This is a genomic window from Streptomyces sp. NPDC088745 (assembly GCF_044751045.1).
GTDB lineage: Bacteria > Actinomycetota > Actinomycetes > Streptomycetales > Streptomycetaceae > Streptomyces > Streptomyces cremeus.
The window spans coordinates 538,097-553,573 of the sequence record NZ_JBIVLB010000004.1; the positions used below are offsets into that span (position 1 = coordinate 538,097).

The following is a 15,477-nucleotide window of genomic DNA, read 5'->3' on the forward strand; positions in this document are numbered from 1 at the left end:
CTGACGATGGCTCAGAAGACGCTGGCGGCACAGCCGTTCAGCGTCCTGCTCGGCGCCCGCGTCACGGCGTTCGGCGGCGGTGAAGCCGTGCTGGAGCTGGACGCCCGGGACGACCTGCGCCAGCAGAACGGCTTCCTGCACGGCGGGGTCCTCGCCTACGCCGCCGACAACGCCCTCACCTTCGCCGCGGGTTCCGCCCTCGGTCCCGCCGTCCTCACCGGCGGATTCTCCATCCAGTACATCCGTCCGGCCACCGGCCCCACCCTGATCGCCCGCGCCTCCACCCTGCACGGCGGGCGACGTCAGGCGGTGTGCCGTTGCGAGCTGTACGTGGCGGACGCGGGCGGCGCCGAGACCCTGTGCGCGGTGGCCCAGGGCACCGTCCTCACCGTGCGGACGTAGGCCCGGGGCCTCCGCCCCTGGCCGTGGTCCGGAACCCCAACGGGCTCTCCCCGGTGCGCTGTTGGAAGTACTTCCCGAAGTTCGCCGCGTCCCGGAAGCCCAGCAGCGCCGCCACCCGGGACGCGCTGTGGTCGCTGTGCGCGAGCAGCCGCTTGGCCTCCAGCACCACACGCCGGTCGATGAACTCCTTCGCGCCGACCCCGGCCGCCGACAGCGTCGCCCGCGACAGGGTGCGCGGCGCGTACCCCAGTTCCCTGGCGTAGTCGTCGACCCGCCGCGTGCGCGCGAAGTCCCGTTCCACGGCGGTCCGGAAGCGCAGGAACGCGTCCGGTTCGGCGCAGCCCGCCGCGGACTCCCCGACGGGCGCGAGGCGCAGCAGCAGGACGGCCAGGAGGTGGCGGAGCACGGAGAGGTGGGCGTCCAGCGCGAGACCGGACTCCGCCTCCGCCTCCGCGTCCGGCGGGAGTCGGGGATCGGCTCCCGTGTCCGGCGGGAGGCCGGGGGCCGTGCCCGTGCCCGTGTCCGGCGGGAGGCCGGGGCCCGCCCCCGCGTCCCGCAGCGCGCGGTACTCCGCGTGCAGGTGCTCCAGCGCGCGCCCGGCGGCCTCGGCGGCCGCCGCGCCGGGCCCGCGCACCGTCGGCCCGAAGGGGTCGTCGAGGCGGGCGGCCGCGCTGGTCGCCGGATCGGGGAAGCCCGCCTCGAACAGGACGAGCGTGCCTTCCGCCCCGTACAGGCCGTCCCAGCGGTGGACCTGCCCCGGCCGCACCCACAGCCACTCGCCCGGCCGGACCCGGTACGACGCGAAGTCGACCATCAGGGGGAGGTCGCCGCGCTCCAGGCGGAGGAGGTGGTGGAAGTCGGGGCGGTGGGTCGCCGCGATCGAGTCGGCACAGGCGTTCGCGCGCAGCGCGGCCAGGGTCAGCACCTCGACCCCGGCCGGCGCCCCGCCGGGCGCGTGGAACCGGACCTCGGGGATGCCGGGAGTGCCCGACGGGTCCGACTGTCGTTTTTTCACCACCATGTGTCCCGAGCGTACCCGGCATTCGTGCCCGTCACCTCCTATGTTGGAGGGGCGACAAGAGATCACCGGGCGCTGAGCCCGGAAATTCACCATCCCGGACAGCCCTCTCGGAAGGACCCCCCATGGCCAAGATCGCCCTCTTCGGAGCCACCGGCACCATCGGCAAGCGCATCCTGCGCGAGGCCCTCGACCGCGGCCACCACGTCACCGCCGTCGTCCGCGACCCCGCGAAGCTCGCGGACCAGCAGCACCAGAACCTCGCCGTCGTGGTCGGCGACGTCCTGGACCCGACCTCCGTCACCGAGGCGGCCACCGGCCAGGACGTGCTGGTCAGCGCGGTCGGCGGCGGCCAGGGGGACGGCCCCGGCCACCTCGCGACCGTCCAGCCCTCGGCGAAGGCCCTGGTGGGAGGCGTGCGCACGCTCGGCGACGAAGCACCCCGCCTGATCATGGTCGGCGGCGCGGGCTCGCTGCGCACCCCCGACGGCAAGCAGGTCTGGGACGCCGAGGGCCTCCCGGAGCCCGTCCTGCAGATCATGCACGCGCACGGCGACGCCCTCGACTTCCTGCGCACCGTGACCGACGTCCGCTGGACCAGCCTCAGCCCCGCCGCCCTCATCGAACCGGGCGAGCGCACCGGCGTCTACCGCACCGACACCGACAACCTGGTACTGGACGCCGAGGGCGCCAGCCGCATCAGCGCCGAGGACTACGCGGTCGCGCTGCTCGACGAGATCGAGCGCCCGCAGCACGTGGGGGAGCGGTTCACCGTCGGCTACTGAACCCCGCGCCGGTCGCTCACCGGTCCGGGATCTCCGCCAGCCGCACCGCCCGCCCCTCCCGGCGCGACACCTCACACGCCTCCGCCACCCGCAGCGCCTCCAGCGCCTCGCGCCCGTCGCACGGGTTCGGCCGCAGCCCCCGTACGACAGCGAGAAACGCGTCCAGTTCCGCCTCGTACGCGGGCGCGAACCGCTCCAGGAACCCGGACCACGGTTTCGCCGGGGCGGGCGGGCCCGAGGGCTCGACGGAGGTGAGCGGGGTGCGGTCGTCCAGGCCGACCGCCACCTGGGCCACGTCGCCCGCCAGTTCCATGCGGACGTCGTACCCGGCGCCGTTGCAGCGGGTCGCGGTCGCCGTGGCGAGCGTTCCGTCGTCCAGCGTCAGCAGTGCGGCGGCCGTCGCCACGTCGTCCGCCGCCGCGAACATCTCCGGCCCGGCCGCCGACCCGACCGCGTACACCCGCGTCACCTCGCGCCCGGTCACCCAGCGCAGGATGTCGAAGTCGTGCACCAGGCAGTCCCGGTAGAGGCCCCCGGAGAGCGGCAGGTACGCGGCGGGCGGCGGCGCCGCGTCGGAGGAGACGGTACGGACCGTGTGCAGCCGCCCCAGTTCCCCGGCGCGCACCCGCGCCCGCGCGCCGGCGTACCCGGCGTCGAAGCGGCGCATGAAACCGAGCTGGAGCACCGTGCCCGCCGCCGTCACCTCGCGCAGCGCCTCCAGCGTGCCCGGCAGGTCGACGGCGATCGGCTTCTCGCAGAACACCGGCAGCCCGGCCCGCGCCGCCCGCCCGATCAGCTCCGCGTGCGCGGCCGTCGCCGACGCGATCACCAGCGCGTCAAGACCGGTCAACAGGTCCTCCGCGGGGGTGAACTCGGCGCCCACCCGCGCGGCCACCTCCGCCGCCCGCCCGGCGTCCGCGTCCGCCAGCACCAGCGAGCCCACCGCGGGGTGCCGGGACAGCACCCCGGCGTGGAAGGAACCGATGCGGCCCGTGCCCATGAGTCCGATACGCATGCGGCCCAGCCGACAACAGCCCCCGGGCCCTGTCAAGAACATTGTCCGGACAACAGGACGTGCGGACAATGCGCCGTACGGACAGCAGGACGTGCCGACAACAGGACATACGGACAACGGGACTTGATGACGCACCCGTGCCCCGGCACTACGCTCGCCCCGTGCCGAAACCCGCGACCGACCCCACCGTCGCCCTGCGACTCGGCGTGGACCGCAGCAGCCCGGTCCCGCTCTACTACCAGCTCTCCCAGCAGCTCGAAGCCGCCATCGAGAAGGGGCGGCTGTCGCCCGGCAGCCGCCTGGGCAACGAGGTCGAGCTCGCCGCCCGCCTCGGCCTGTCCCGCCCCACCGTCCGCCAGGCCATCCAGTCCCTGGTCGACAAGGGGCTCCTGGTGCGCCGCCGGGGCGTGGGCACCCAGGTCGTGCACAGCCAGGTCAGACGCCCCCTCGCGCTGAGCAGCCTGTACGACGACCTGGAGGCGGCCGGCCAGCGCCCGACCACCCTGGTCCTGCACAACGCCGTCGAGCCCGCGGCCGCCCCCGTCGCCGCCGCGCTCGGACTCGCCGAGGGGGCCGAGGTGCACCGCGTCGACCGGCTCCGCTCGGCGCACGGTGAGCCCATGGCGTACCTCCGCAACCACCTCCCGCCCGGTCTGCTGCCCCTCGACAGCGCAGAGCTGGAGTCCACCGGCCTGTACCGGCTGATGCGCGCCGCCGGCATCACCCTGCACAGCGCGCGCCAGTCCGTCGGCGCGCGGGCGGCCGGGGCGGCGGAGGGCAAGCTCCTCGGGGAGGACACGGGCGCGCCGCTGCTCACCATGGAGCGGCGGACCTTCGACGGGGCGGGGCGCGCGGTCGAGTTCGGCTCGCACCTCTACCGGGCGTCCCGGTACGCCTTCGACTTCCAGCTCCTCGTGCGGACGTGACGTGCGCACCCGGCGAATGTCCGGACGAACCATTGACGCCGTCGCACGCCCCCCGTTAGAACTCCCCCAGCCGCAACCGGGCGGCGGGGGACACGAGGCGGGCCCACGATGCGCACCACTCGTCAGACGACCGGCAGAGCACCCCGCGGGGCGGTGGTCCTGGCCGCGGCGGCGCTCGTCCTCACCGGACTCACCGGATGCAGCGGCTCCGGCGGCAAGGGCTCCGAGGAGAAGCCGCCCCCGGGGCGGGGCGCGGACGGCAGGGCCGCCGACACCCCCCGCATGAAGATCGCGATGATCACCCATGCCGGCGCGGGCGACACCTTCTGGGACATCGTGCAGAGCGGCGCGAAGGCCGCCGCCAAGGACAACGTCGAGTTCCTCTACTCCGCCGACAAGGAGGGCAAGGAGCAGGCCTCCCTCATCGAGGCGGCGGTCGACCAGAGGGTCCAGGGCATCGTCGTCACCCTCGCCAAGCCCGAGGCGGTCGGCGCGGCCGTGAAGAAGGCCGTCGCGGCCGGCATCCCCGTCGTCACCATCAACTCCGGCGGCCGCCACTCCCGGGCCCTCGGCGCCCTCGGCCACATCGGCCAGGACGAGGCCGTCGCCGGTGAGGGCGTCGGCGAGGAGCTCAACACGCGCGGCCGGAAGAAGGCCCTCTGCGTGATCCACGAGCAGGGCAACGTCTCCCTCGAGGAGCGCTGCGCGGGCGTCCGGAAGACCTTCAGGGGCACGGTCGAGAACCTCACCGTGGAGGGCACGAACATGCCCGCCACCACCTCCTCCATCGAGGCCAAGCTCCAGGCGGCCAAGGACATCGACGTCGTGGTCACCCTCGGTGCACCCTTCGCGGACGCAACGGTGAAGGCCAAGGAAGGCGCAGGCAGCACGGCCGAGGTCAACACCTTCGACCTGAACGCGGCCGTCGTGAAGAGCCTGAAGTCGAAGGCGGTCGGCTTCGCCGTCGACCAGCAGCCCTACCTCCAGGGCTACCTCGCCGTCGACGGGATCTGGCTCAACCGCACCAACGGCAACGTCCTCGGCGGCGGCCGGCCCGTCCTCACCGGACCCGCCGTCGTCACCGGAGAAGACGTACCGGCGCTGGAGAAATACACCGCCCGCGGCACCCGATGACGTACCCGCCGACCACACGACGGACCCCCATGCCGGATACTTGGGCGGCCGGGGTCTGGCTCAACACCCCCCGGCCGCACCCAGGAGTACAGCGAGAAGGGCACGACGTCGTGGCAAGGGTTCGGACAGGGGTACGCGCGCTGGGCGCCGTGCTGGCGGCGGTGCTCGGGGTCTCCCTCACCGGTTGCAGCAGCACAGGTGGCAAGCGGGCCGAGGAGCGCGCGGCCGCGGCCGCCGCCCAGGGCAGGGCCGCGGTGAACACCCCCAGGTGGACCTTCGCCATGGTCACCCACTCGGGTGCGGGCGACACGTTCTGGGACATCGTGCAGAACGGGGCCAAGCAGGCCGCCGTCAAGGACAACATCGACTTCCTCTACGCGAACAACGCGGAGGCCCAGCAGCAGGCCCAGCTCGTCGACACGTACATCGACAAGAAGGTCGACGGGCTGATCGTCACGCTCGCCAAGCCGGACGCCATGAAGGACGTCCTGGCAAAGGCGAGGAAGGCCGGGATCCCGGTCGTGACGATCAACTCCGGCACCGAGGAGTCCAAGGCCTTCGGGGCGCTGACCCACATCGGTCAGGACGAGCGGATCGCCGGTGAGGCCGTCGGCGAGGAGCTGACCGGGCGCTCGAAGAAGAAGGCCCTGTGCGTGCTGCACGAGCGCGGCAACGTGGGCCACGAGCAGCGCTGCGAGGGCGTCAAGAAGTCCTTCCGGGGGACGGTCGAGAACCTCTACGTCGACGGCACCAACATGCCCGACGTCCAGGCGTCCATCGAGGCCAAGCTCCAGACCACCAAGGACATCGACTCCGTCGTCACCCTCGGCGCCCCCTTCGCGGACGCCGCCGTGCAGGCCAAGCAGCAGGCCGGCAGCGCGGCCGAGATCGACACCTTCGACCTCAACGCCAAGGTCGCCGACTCCCTCGCCGCGGGCACCCTGGGCTTCGCCGTCGACCAGCAGCCGTACCTCCAGGGCTACGAGGCCGTGGACCTGCTCTGGCTCTACCGCTACAACGCGGACATGCTCGGCGGCGGCAAGCCCGTCCTGACCGGCCCGCAGATCATCACCAAGGACGACGCGGCCGAGCTGAAGGCGTACACGAAGCGAGGGACCCGATGACCACACCGGCACCGGCACCGGATGCGGAGGCCGACGAGCGCCTCGTCCACTCCTCGCCCCTGCGCAAGCTGATGGGCCGCCCCGAGCTGGGCTCGGTCGTCGGCGCGATCGCGGTGTTCCTGTTCTTCGCGATCGCCGCCGACAGCTTCCTGCGCGCCTCCAGCCTCGGCACCGTCCTGTACGCGGCGTCGACCATCGGCATCATGGCCGTGCCCGTCGCGCTGCTGATGATCGGCGGCGAGTTCGACCTGTCGGCGGGCGTCATGGTGACCAGCTCCGCGCTGGTCTCCTCGATGTTCAGCTACCAGATGACCGCCAACGTCTGGGTAGGCGTCCTGGTGTCGCTGCTGGTCACGCTGCTGATCGGCGTCTTCAACGGCTTCATGCTGACCCGCACCAGGCTGCCCAGCTTCATCATCACGCTCGGTACGTTCCTGATGCTGACCGGCCTGAACCTCGGCCTCACCAAGCTCATCAGCGGCACCGTCTCCACCAAGGCCATCGGCGACATGGAGGGCTTCGAGTCGGCCCGGGCCGTCTTCGCCTCGCAGCTCACCGTCGGCCCGGTGAACCTCAAGGTCACCATCCTGTGGTGGTTCGTGCTGATCGCCCTGGCCACCTGGATCCTGCTGCGCACCCGCGCCGGGAACTGGATCTTCGCGGTCGGCGGCGAGAAGAACGCGGCCCGCGCCACCGGCGTCCCCGTCGACAAGACCCGCATCGGCCTCTACATGGGCGTCGCCTTCGCCGCCTGGGTCTCGGGCCAGCACCTGCTGTTCAGTTACGACGTGGTGCAGTCCGGCGAAGGCGTCGGCAACGAGCTGACGTACATCATCGCGGCCGTCATCGGCGGCTGCCTGATCACCGGCGGCTACGGCTCCGCGATCGGCTCGGCGGTCGGCGCGTTCATCTTCGGCATGACGAGCAAGGGCATCGTCTACGCGGAGTGGAACCCCGACTGGTTCAAGTTCTTCCTCGGAGCGATGCTCCTTCTGGCCACCCTGCTCAACGCATGGGTACGCAAGCGCGCGGAGGCACGGTCATGAGCACGGTCGCGGAGCAGACACCCGGAACCCCGCTCGTCCAGCTCGACGGCGTCTCGAAGTTCTACGGCAACATCAAGGCCCTGGAAGGCGTCTCCCTGGAGGTCCACGCGGGTGAGATCACCTGCGTCCTCGGCGACAACGGCGCGGGCAAGTCCACCCTCATCAAGATCATCGCCGGGCTGCACCAGCACGACGCGGGCACCTTCCGCATCGAGGGCGAGGAGACCACCCTCGTCAACCCGCGCGACGCCCTGGACCAGGGCATCGCCACCGTCTTCCAGGACCTCGCGGTCGTCCCGCTGATGCCGGTCTGGCGCAACTTCTTCCTCGGCTCCGAACCCACCAGGGGCCGCGGTCCCCTCCGCCGGCTGGACGTCGCGTACATGCGCGAGACCACCCGCGCCGAGCTGCTGCGCATGGGCATCGACCTGCGCGACGTCGACCAGCCCATCGGCACCCTCTCCGGCGGCGAGCGGCAGTGCGTCGCCATCGCCCGCGCGGTGCACTTCGGCGCGAAGGTCCTCGTCCTGGACGAGCCGACGGCCGCGCTCGGCGTCAAGCAGTCCGGGGTGGTCCTGAAGTACGTCGCCGCCGCCCGTGACGCCGGCCTGGGTGTCGTGCTCATCACACACAACCCGCACCACGCCCACCTCGTCGGCGACCGCTTCGTCCTCCTCAAGCGGGGCGCCATGTCCGGCAGCAGCACGAAGCAGGACACCACCCTCGACGAACTCACCCGGCAGATGGCCGGCGGCAGCGAACTCGACGAGCTCAGCCACGAACTGGAACGGGCCCCGGCCCCCGCCCGGGTCGGCGGCCACCCGGTCGACCCCGCGGCCGGCAAGCCCGCGCCGTAGCCCTCGCGGCACCGTCCGGGGGCCCGCCGGAGCGCACGCGGAGCACCCCGCGGCGGCCCCCCGGACGCTCGCCCGGACAGGTTCCTCATGCCCACGGATGGCAGAATCGGCGACGGCGGGCGCCGTCCGCCGCCGGCACATCGGCCCAGCCCCGAGCCGCCGGCCCCCCGACACCCCGCAGGGACGATCCCCCTCGTGCGTTCCCCCCGCCCCTCCCGGACGCCCCACGCGGAAGGCTCCCGGACATGAGCAGCAGCTACCGCGACTTCGCGAACCGCGGCGCCGCCCGCGCCACCGTCCTGCGCACCGTGGGACCCCGCGAGCGCCGCTCCCACCTCACCGCGCCCCGCGTGCCCACCGTCGGCATCGACATCGGCGGCACGAAGGTGATGGCGGGCGTCGTGGACGCCGACGGAAACATCCTGGAGACCCTGCGCACCGAGACGCCGGACAAGTCCAAGAGCCCCAAGGTCGTCGAGGACACCATCGTCGAACTGGTCCTGGACCTCTCCGACCGGCACGACGTCCACGCGGTCGGCATCGGCGCGGCCGGCTGGGTCGACGCCGACCGCAACAAGGTCCTCTTCGCCCCGCACCTGGCCTGGCGCAACGAACCCCTGCGCGACGCGGTCTCCGCCCGCCTCGCGGTCCCCGTCCTCGTCGACAACGACGCCAACACCGCCGCCTGGGCGGAGTGGCGCTTCGGCGCCGGACGCGGCGAGGACCACCTCGTCATGATCACCCTCGGTACCGGCATCGGCGGGGCCATCCTCGAGGACGGCCAGGTCAAGCGGGGCGAGTACGGCGTCGCCGGCGAGTTCGGGCACATGCAGGTCGTGCCCGGCGGCCACCGCTGCCCGTGCGGGAACCGAGGCTGCTGGGAGCAGTACAGCTCCGGCAACGCCCTCGTCCGCGAGGCCCGCGAGCTGGCCGCCGCCGATTCCCCGGTCGCGTACCACCTCATCGAGCGCGTCGGCGGCAACATCCACGAGATCACCGGCCCCCTCATCACCGAGCTGGCCCGGGGCGGCGACGCCATGTGCGTCGAGCTGCTCCAGGACATCGGCCAGTGGCTCGGCGTCGGCATCGCCAACCTCGCCGCCGCCCTCGACCCGTCCTGCTTCGTCATCGGCGGCGGCGTCAGCGCCGCCGACGACCTCCTCATCGGCCCCGCCAGGGACGCCTTCCGCCGCCACCTCACCGGCCGCGGCTACCGCCCCGAGGCCCGGATCGCCAAGGCGCAGCTCGGCCCCGAGGCCGGCATGGTGGGCGCCGCCGACCTCGCCCGCCTGGTCGCCCGCCGCTTCCGGCGCGCCAACCGGCGGCGGGTGGAGCGTCACGAACGGTACGAGCGCTACGCCCAGGTCCTGCGGACGGCCACGACCCCGGCTGCCGCCGCCGCGCCGGGCGGCCCGGAACGTACCGTGGAAGGGGAAGCGACCGCTCCGGCTCCCGCGCACCGGACGGCGCCCGGCACCGCACCCCCCTCCGACCGCGCCGAGAACGCCCAGGGAACCACCGAATGACATCAGCGATTCCGCGCCAGACCCCCTCCCAGGACGCCCCCCACGGCCCCGGGCGCGACGGCAGGGGCAAGAAGGCCAAGCCGCCGGAGACCCGTCGTCACGTCATCGTGCGCCGCACCCTCACCCTGGCCATCATCGTGCTGCTCATCGGCATCCCCGCCGGGTACCTGCTGGTCTCCGCCGAGCAGAGCCGCGAGGGCGGCGTGAACAAGGAGCGCGAGGCCGCCAACGCGGGGCTCACCGTCGGCTGGCCCTCCCAGGTGCAGCGCCGCATCTACCACCTGCCGATCCCGCTGATGGCGCAGAACCTCGCCTACTACGAGACCAACAACTGGAAGACCAACCGGCTGTACGCGCGGTGGGCCACCACCCCCGCCGACCTGGACACCTTCCTCAAGGACATGGGCACCTCCACCGCCGCCCTCAAGGAGGGCGAGGTCACCATCAAGCCGCACGACCGCGCCACCGTCGGCTGGGTCTTCACCCCGCGCCGCAAGTGGTCCGGCCTGGTCTACGCGCAGCAGAAGCCGCTGCCCACCGTGGACATCACCGTTGACCGCACCATCCCCCAACGCCCCTGGGTGTACGCGGTCTCCACCGCCACGCCCTGACTCCTCCCCCTGACGGGGCGGCGCCCCGGTGCCGGCGGGGCCCAGAAGAACGCGCCGTCCTTCCGGGCAGTGGGGGCCGCCGCGCTATGACAAAAGTACGTTTCGCGAGGAATGCGGTCGCGATTGCAGGGCACTCAATGAGCATCGAAGGACTCCGCTTCCCTCTCACGGCAAGGAAACGAACGTGCTGGTGCCCGATCTCAAGACCCTCCGTACCCTCCTCGCCCGGTTCGCCGACGCCCGTGTCGCGCACGCCCAGCACGCGCGGCCCGGCACCGAGGAGGAGCTCCGTGACCTCGCCTACACGCTGTGTGTGATGACGGGAACCAGGGACGTCCGGGACGCGCTCGCGGCGGCGGACCACATGCTGGCGCCGGCCGAACTCCCGGCCACCCCGGCCGCGTCCGAGCGGTCCGGTGAGAGCCTGCCAATGGCGGCCTGAACCCGATGGCGGCCTGACCCCGAGGGCGGGCGCGGGGCGGTCCCGGGGCGCGGGTCCGGAGGGCCTCAGGACCCCGGCTTGGTCCAGGTCGCGGTCGCCGACAGCAGCCGGTGGTCGGAGACCGCGCGGTCCTGCTTCCGCACGTCGGCCTTCACGTTCCGGAAGTCGCCGTCGCTGAAGAAGACGTAGTCGATCTTCTTGCGCTGGAACGTGGGCTCGCCGGACCGGCACCGCGTGTGCTGCGCCGGGTCGCAGGCCCTGCGGTCGAAGTACCGCTTGTCGCGCTCGTCGCCCTCGACGAACCGGCCGTGCCCCCCGCCCGCCTCCGGCGTGTAGAACTCGCCCATCTCGCGGGCCAGGGGGCTGGCGTTGAAGTCGCCGGCGAGGACGACCGGGGTGCCCTGGTGCTGCCACGCCCGCGCCTGCCGGCCGAGCCGGCGGGCCTCGCCCTCGCGGATCTCCTTCTCGTTCCAGTACAGGTGCACGGAGCAGGCCCAGTTGTCGTGGCCCCGCAGGACGCTCCGTACGCAGGGAACTTTGATCTTCTCCTTCTCCCCACCCTGGGTGAGGTCGAGCACCCGGGTGTCCCTGACCGTGCCCCGCACCAGAACGCCGACGCCGTAGTCCTTGTTCTCGCAGGAGGCGCGGTTGCCCTCCGTCGTGGTGAAGTGCCCGGTGAAGCCATGAGGCCCGAGCCGGTTCACGAGCTCGTCGTACTGGCCCCGGCACAGCTCCTGGAGGTGCACCTGATCGGCCTTCCAGCGCGCACCGACGGCCTCGTCGACCACGACGTCGAGGCGGCGCCGGTTGTCGTACCCCTGGCTGTCCGGACACGAGGCCCCGCAGATGTTGTACGTCAGAACGCGCACCTCCGTGGCTGCGGGGGGCGCGGTGACGGCATGTGGGGCGGGCGCGAAACCGAGCAGGGCCGGCCCGGCGAAGAGCAGGCTGAGGAGTGTGACGGGGCGACGCATGGGACCTCCGGTGCACGGAAGGAAGAAGGAGAGGGGTGCTCCCTGGGGGTATGTCCCCCGGCCGCGCCCCGGTATCGGCCCGCCGCCGCACGCCACACGAATGACTCAGTCGCCCCTCCGCGCACCCGGATCCATGGGCGCCTCACCGGTCGGGACTTTGGACCCGGGTGTGCTCCCGGATGCCGGGAACCCCACTGAGTGCCCCTGCCCCAACGATGGTCTGACGGAGGAGTATGAACTGGGTCGCAGCACTGAGGAACCGGATGCGCACCCTGGCCGGACATCCGGACCCGGGGGAGCGGAAGGCCGTCGAGGAAGCCATCCGGATCGAAACCCCCGCGTCGGGCGCCCACTGGCGGTGTGTCGAACGGTGCGTGGTGCGCTGGCAGGTGACGGGGGCGCTGGACTACCCGTGCAAGGTGCTCCTGGAGAAGCCGACGCCGGGCGGCTGGCAGCCCGTGGTGACGTTGGCGACCCTGGTCGACCCGAGGGCCTGCCAGGTCGCGGTGGCCGTGCCCGCGATGCCCGAAGGGACGTACCGGGTACGCATCGACTCGCCGGAACTCACCACGGCGGCCTGCAGCGGGTCTCTGTCCCTCACCCCATAGCAGCCGACGCGCGCGCGGGCTCCGCGGCCGGTGGCGCACCAGGCGGCCCGCCACCGACCGTGGAGCCTCCCGTACCACTGCGGCCGTCCCGCCCGTGGGGCCGGCCCCCTGTCAGTCGTGTGTCAGTCGTGGGCGTGCATTCCGGCGCGCAGTCGGCTGAGGACGCGGGCCAGCAGCCGGGAGACCTGCATCTGGGAGATGCCCAGCGCTCTGCCGATCTCCGCCTGGCTGAGGTCGTGGCCGAAGCGCAGCGTCAGCAGGCGACGGTCGCGGTCGCTCAACTCGGCGAGGAGGGGCGCCAGGCTGTGCAGGTTCTCGAAGAGCTCGATGTCGCGGTCGGGCGCGCCGACGAAATCCGCGTGGGTGCCCGCCGATTCGCTTCCGTCGCCCCCGCTGCTGTCCACGGGCAGATCGAGGGAGTGCGCGGTGTAGGCGCTCGCCGCCAGGACGCCTTCGGTCACTTGGGCCTCGGTGAGGTGCAGGAAGTCGGCGAGTTCGGCGATGGTGGCGTCACGGTCGAGACGCACGGCCAGCGTCTCCTTCGCCTTGGCCAGTTCGGTACGCAGCTCCTGCAGCCGGCGGGGCACGTGCACGGCCCACGTGGTGTCCCGGAAGAACCTCTTGATCTCACCGGATATGTAGGGAATCGCGAATGAGGTCAGTTCCGTCTCGCGGGACAGGTCGAAGCGGTCTATCGCCTTGATCAGCCCGATGATGCCGACCTGGACGACGTCCTCCATGTCCTCGCTGTCCCGGCGGCGGAACCGGCGCGCGGTGTAGTGCACCAGCGACAGGTGCATTTCGATGAGGGTGTTGCGCGCGTAACTGTGCCCGGGCGTCCCCTCGTCCAGCTCGTGCAGGCGCAGAAAGAGGAGCCGCGACACCTCGCGGGCGTCTGCCGGGGGATTGCGCCCCTGTTCGTCGCGGCGCGGCAGGTCCGCCTGCCGGGACCCCGCTCCCCGCACCGTCGCTTTCCCCGCCCGCCGCACATCTGCGTTCATCACGCTTCCTTCGCTCGTGATCCCTGCCAACGGAGCGGAAGGTGCCCCCGAGATGGGTACATCACACTTTTCATACGAAAAATGTGCAAATGCCCACTCTGTGCGTGAACTCGAAGAATCGGACCAAAGCGACCTGGTGGGCTGCCCGGAGCCTCAGTGGGACAGCGTGAACGCGGTGAGGAAACCCAGCACCGTGGTGAGCCCCGTCAGGAGGTGCGCCTCCTCGAACGCCTCCGGAATCATGGTGTCGGCGATCATCGCGAGGATCGCCCCGGCCGCGACCGCGGTGATCGCGGCCAGCACCGCGTCGGGGGCCCCGCCCAGCAGGGTGTACCCCGCGAGCGCGGACAGTCCGCTCACGACGGCGATGGCCGACCAGAGGAGGAAGACGTAGCGGCGGCTGCGCCCGGCCCGTTTCATCCCGGCCGCACTGGCCAGTCCCTCCGGCACGTTGCTGATGAAGACGGCCGCCACCGTCGCCACCCCCACCTGCCCGCCGCCCAGCAGGCTCGTCCCGATGACCACCGACTCCGGCACCCCGTCGAGCAGTGCCCCCAGCGCCAGCGCGCCGCCGGAACCCGGCTGCTGCTCCTCCGACGGCTGCCGGTCCCCGGAGCGCTTGCGGTGCCGCGCCCCACGCCGGGCCAGCAGGACGTTCGCCCCGGAGTACACCGCCGCGCCCGCCACCGCGCCCGCGACCGTGGGGAGCAGACCGCCCTGCTCCTTCGCCTCGGCCACCAGATCGAAGGCGACGGCCGAGATCAGGACTCCGCTGCCGAACGCCATGATCAGGGCCACCCACCGTGGCGGTACCCGCACCAGGGTCCCGACCGCGGCCCCCAGCACCAGGGCCGCCCCCGCGAACAGCCCCCAGCCGCCTGCCTCCCACGCACCTGCCACCACGACCTCGCTCACTCCATGCCTCTGTGTCCGGACCCCGGCCGCCTACCCCGCCGCACGTGATCGGCACCCGCCGCGCGACACGCGGCCGGGCGCCCCGCGGGTCCGCGGAACGCCCGGCCGCGTCAGGTGGCGGGCTCAGTGCGACGGCGGCGCGGAGCGCGCCTGCTCAGAGCTGCGCCGGAAACCGCTCCCAGACGCGGTGCTTGGCCAGCAGTCCGGTGAGCTCGCCCAGTACTTCGGGGCCGGCCTGGCCCAGGACCACGCCGGGTGCGCTCTGGGGCACTCCGGCCGCTTCCAGTACGGGTGCGGCATCCGCCCAGCCGCCGATGGCTTTGCCGTGGCGGTATGCCTCGGAGACCAGGAGCAGGACGCGGGGGTCGGTGACGTGGGCGCGGGATTCGTCGGCCTTGGCGTCGCGGGCGGCGTAGGCGTCCGCGCCCGCGGCGGGGGTTCCGGCCAGCAGGATCGCGTCGAACTCGATGGAGCGGGCGGTGGTGAAGGTGCGCTGGACGGTGACCGGCTCGCCCGTGCCGTCGTCGAGGGTGCCGCCGGTGGCCGCGACGACCAGCGGCACCATGCCCGCGTCCAGGACCGCCTGGCGCACCTCGCGCAGGCCGGTGAGGTCCTGGCCCGCGACGATCCCGATGATCCGCCCGTCGGCCGGCCATTCCCCGCCCACCTGGGAGAGCGCCGGGCTGGGGTCGACGGATGCGTGCGGGACGGTCGCCTGGGGGGCGGGCAGGCCCAGGCCGGTGGCGACCTGGGTGCACAGGTCGGCATCGATGTTGGCGAGGACCCTCAGCGCCCGTTCCTTGATGCCCTGCTCGAAGCACTTGTTCAGCTCGAAGGTGTACGCGGCCACGATGTGCTCGCGCTCCACGGGGGTCATGCTCAGCCAGAACTGGCGCGGCTGGCTGAAGTGGTCGCTGAAGGAGGCCGGGGACTGGCGTACCTTGCGCCCGGCGACCGGCTGGGCGACCTCAATGTAGGCGGACATGTCCTCACCCGCGAGGAAGGGACAGCCCCCGTCCAGGGAGTTGGGCTTGTACGGGGCGACCCCGGAGTGGACGGCGGTCTGGTGCATGCCGTCGCGGAGCATGTCGTT

Annotated in this window: 16 protein-coding genes and 1 pseudogene; 11 read left to right on the forward strand and 6 right to left on the reverse strand. The window is 72.4% G+C overall.

Annotated elements, in window-relative coordinates; all coding sequences use genetic code 11:
• The first annotated feature begins 6 nt into the window (after nt 1-6).
• A complete protein-coding gene (locus tag ACIP93_RS15195; protein ID WP_345217989.1) occupies nt 7-402 on the forward strand; it encodes a PaaI family thioesterase in 396 nt (131 codons plus the stop codon).
• On the opposite strand, the gene ACIP93_RS15200 is transcribed toward ACIP93_RS15195, so the two are convergent.
• Complete coding sequence (locus ACIP93_RS15200) at nt 386-1,420, reverse strand: helix-turn-helix domain-containing protein (protein WP_401758883.1); 1,035 nt, start codon at nt 1,418-1,420, stop codon at nt 386-388. The two genes, ACIP93_RS15195 and ACIP93_RS15200, sit on opposite strands and share 17 nt — an antisense overlap.
• 125 nt (nt 1,421-1,545) lie before the next feature.
• On the opposite strand from ACIP93_RS15200, the gene ACIP93_RS15205 reads away from it, so the two are divergent.
• Nucleotides 1,546-2,205 carry an NAD(P)H-binding protein gene (locus ACIP93_RS15205; protein ID WP_345217994.1) on the forward strand — a complete coding sequence of 220 codons (660 nt, stop codon included), beginning with the start codon at nt 1,546-1,548 and terminating at the stop codon, nt 2,203-2,205.
• 16 nt (nt 2,206-2,221) lie between these two features.
• Here ACIP93_RS15205 and ACIP93_RS15210 read toward each other — a convergent pair whose 3' ends face one another.
• Nucleotides 2,222-3,220 carry a Gfo/Idh/MocA family oxidoreductase gene (locus ACIP93_RS15210; protein ID WP_401758792.1) on the reverse strand — a complete coding sequence of 333 codons (999 nt, stop codon included), beginning with the start codon at nt 3,218-3,220 and terminating at the stop codon, nt 2,222-2,224.
• A 206-nt stretch (nt 3,221-3,426) separates the two neighbouring features.
• Here ACIP93_RS15210 and ACIP93_RS15215 point away from each other — a divergent pair, with 206 nt between their 5' ends.
• The 8 genes and pseudogenes from ACIP93_RS15215 (at nt 3,427) to ACIP93_RS15250 (ending at nt 10,886) form a co-directional block, all read left to right on the forward strand.
• The gene (locus ACIP93_RS15215; protein ID WP_345219046.1) at nt 3,427-4,146 is read left to right on the forward strand and encodes a GntR family transcriptional regulator; all 720 of its coding nucleotides are present in this window, start codon (nt 3,427-3,429) and stop codon (nt 4,144-4,146) included.
• A gap of 108 nt (nt 4,147-4,254) precedes the next feature.
• Nucleotides 4,255-5,280: a substrate-binding domain-containing protein gene (locus ACIP93_RS15220; RefSeq protein ID WP_401758793.1), complete on the forward strand. Its 1,026-nt coding sequence runs from the start codon at nt 4,255-4,257 to the stop codon at nt 5,278-5,280.
• Nucleotides 5,281-5,390: 110 nt separating this feature from the next.
• Nucleotides 5,391-6,404 (forward strand): sugar ABC transporter substrate-binding protein, encoded by a 1,014-nt coding sequence (locus ACIP93_RS15225; RefSeq protein ID WP_345218003.1) that lies wholly within the window; start codon nt 5,391-5,393, stop codon nt 6,402-6,404.
• Complete coding sequence (locus ACIP93_RS15230; protein ID WP_401758797.1) at nt 6,401-7,450, forward strand: ABC transporter permease; 1,050 nt, start codon at nt 6,401-6,403, stop codon at nt 7,448-7,450. The genes ACIP93_RS15225 and ACIP93_RS15230 overlap by 4 nt, the downstream gene beginning before the upstream one ends.
• Nucleotides 7,447-8,307, forward strand: coding sequence for an ATP-binding cassette domain-containing protein (locus ACIP93_RS15235; RefSeq protein WP_401758800.1), 861 nt, complete (start codon nt 7,447-7,449; stop codon nt 8,305-8,307). The genes ACIP93_RS15230 and ACIP93_RS15235 overlap by 4 nt, the downstream gene beginning before the upstream one ends.
• Nucleotides 8,308-8,552: 245 nt before the next feature.
• Nucleotides 8,553-9,713: pseudogene (locus tag ACIP93_RS15240) on the forward strand (ROK family glucokinase); the annotation flags it as partial.
• Between the two features lie 116 nt (nt 9,714-9,829).
• Complete coding sequence (locus ACIP93_RS15245) at nt 9,830-10,444, forward strand: sugar kinase (RefSeq protein ID WP_345218011.1); 615 nt, start codon at nt 9,830-9,832, stop codon at nt 10,442-10,444.
• Between the two features lie 184 nt (nt 10,445-10,628).
• Nucleotides 10,629-10,886: a DUF5133 domain-containing protein gene (locus ACIP93_RS15250; protein ID WP_345218013.1), complete on the forward strand. Its 258-nt coding sequence runs from the start codon at nt 10,629-10,631 to the stop codon at nt 10,884-10,886.
• A gap of 65 nt (nt 10,887-10,951) precedes the next feature.
• On the opposite strand, the gene ACIP93_RS15255 is transcribed toward ACIP93_RS15250, so the two are convergent.
• The gene (locus tag ACIP93_RS15255) at nt 10,952-11,860 is read right to left on the reverse strand and encodes an endonuclease/exonuclease/phosphatase family protein (protein WP_401758802.1); all 909 of its coding nucleotides are present in this window, start codon (nt 11,858-11,860) and stop codon (nt 10,952-10,954) included.
• Nucleotides 11,861-12,093: 233 nt separating this feature from the next.
• On the opposite strand from ACIP93_RS15255, the gene ACIP93_RS15260 reads away from it, so the two are divergent.
• Nucleotides 12,094-12,468 (forward strand): hypothetical protein, encoded by a 375-nt coding sequence (locus tag ACIP93_RS15260; protein ID WP_401758805.1) that lies wholly within the window; start codon nt 12,094-12,096, stop codon nt 12,466-12,468.
• 122 nt (nt 12,469-12,590) lie between these two features.
• On the opposite strand, the gene ACIP93_RS15265 is transcribed toward ACIP93_RS15260, so the two are convergent.
• From ACIP93_RS15265 to ACIP93_RS15275, 3 genes are all read right to left on the reverse strand, one after another.
• Entirely contained in the window at nt 12,591-13,469 is an 879-nt protein-coding gene (locus ACIP93_RS15265; RefSeq protein WP_401758808.1) for a SigB/SigF/SigG family RNA polymerase sigma factor, read from the reverse strand.
• Nucleotides 13,470-13,622: 153 nt separating this feature from the next.
• Complete coding sequence (locus ACIP93_RS15270) at nt 13,623-14,369, reverse strand: ZIP family metal transporter (RefSeq protein ID WP_401758886.1); 747 nt, start codon at nt 14,367-14,369, stop codon at nt 13,623-13,625.
• 169 nt (nt 14,370-14,538) lie between these two features.
• A partial coding sequence (locus tag ACIP93_RS15275) for a catalase-related domain-containing protein (protein ID WP_401758811.1) occupies nt 14,539-15,477 on the reverse strand: 939 nt, incomplete at its 5' end.

What these genes read in the sequence shown, in the direction of transcription:
- ACIP93_RS15265 (WP_401758808.1), bottom strand. Translation starts at nt 13,469, where the DNA reads ATGAACGCAGATGTGCGGCGGGCGGGGAAAGCGACGGTGCGGGGAGCG.
- ACIP93_RS15245 (WP_345218011.1), top strand. Translation starts at nt 9,830, where the DNA reads ATGACATCAGCGATTCCGCGCCAGACCCCCTCCCAGGACGCCCCCCAC.
- ACIP93_RS15235 (WP_401758800.1), top strand. Translation starts at nt 7,447, where the DNA reads ATGAGCACGGTCGCGGAGCAGACACCCGGAACCCCGCTCGTCCAGCTC.
- ACIP93_RS15195 (WP_345217989.1), top strand. Translation starts at nt 7, where the DNA reads ATGGCTCAGAAGACGCTGGCGGCACAGCCGTTCAGCGTCCTGCTCGGC.
- ACIP93_RS15230 (WP_401758797.1), top strand. Translation starts at nt 6,401, where the DNA reads ATGACCACACCGGCACCGGCACCGGATGCGGAGGCCGACGAGCGCCTC.
- ACIP93_RS15205 (WP_345217994.1), top strand. Translation starts at nt 1,546, where the DNA reads ATGGCCAAGATCGCCCTCTTCGGAGCCACCGGCACCATCGGCAAGCGC.
- ACIP93_RS15255 (WP_401758802.1), bottom strand. Translation starts at nt 11,860, where the DNA reads ATGCGTCGCCCCGTCACACTCCTCAGCCTGCTCTTCGCCGGGCCGGCC.
- ACIP93_RS15260 (WP_401758805.1), top strand. Translation starts at nt 12,094, where the DNA reads ATGAACTGGGTCGCAGCACTGAGGAACCGGATGCGCACCCTGGCCGGA.
- ACIP93_RS15220 (WP_401758793.1), top strand. Translation starts at nt 4,255, where the DNA reads ATGCGCACCACTCGTCAGACGACCGGCAGAGCACCCCGCGGGGCGGTG.
- ACIP93_RS15210 (WP_401758792.1), bottom strand. Translation starts at nt 3,220, where the DNA reads ATGCGTATCGGACTCATGGGCACGGGCCGCATCGGTTCCTTCCACGCC.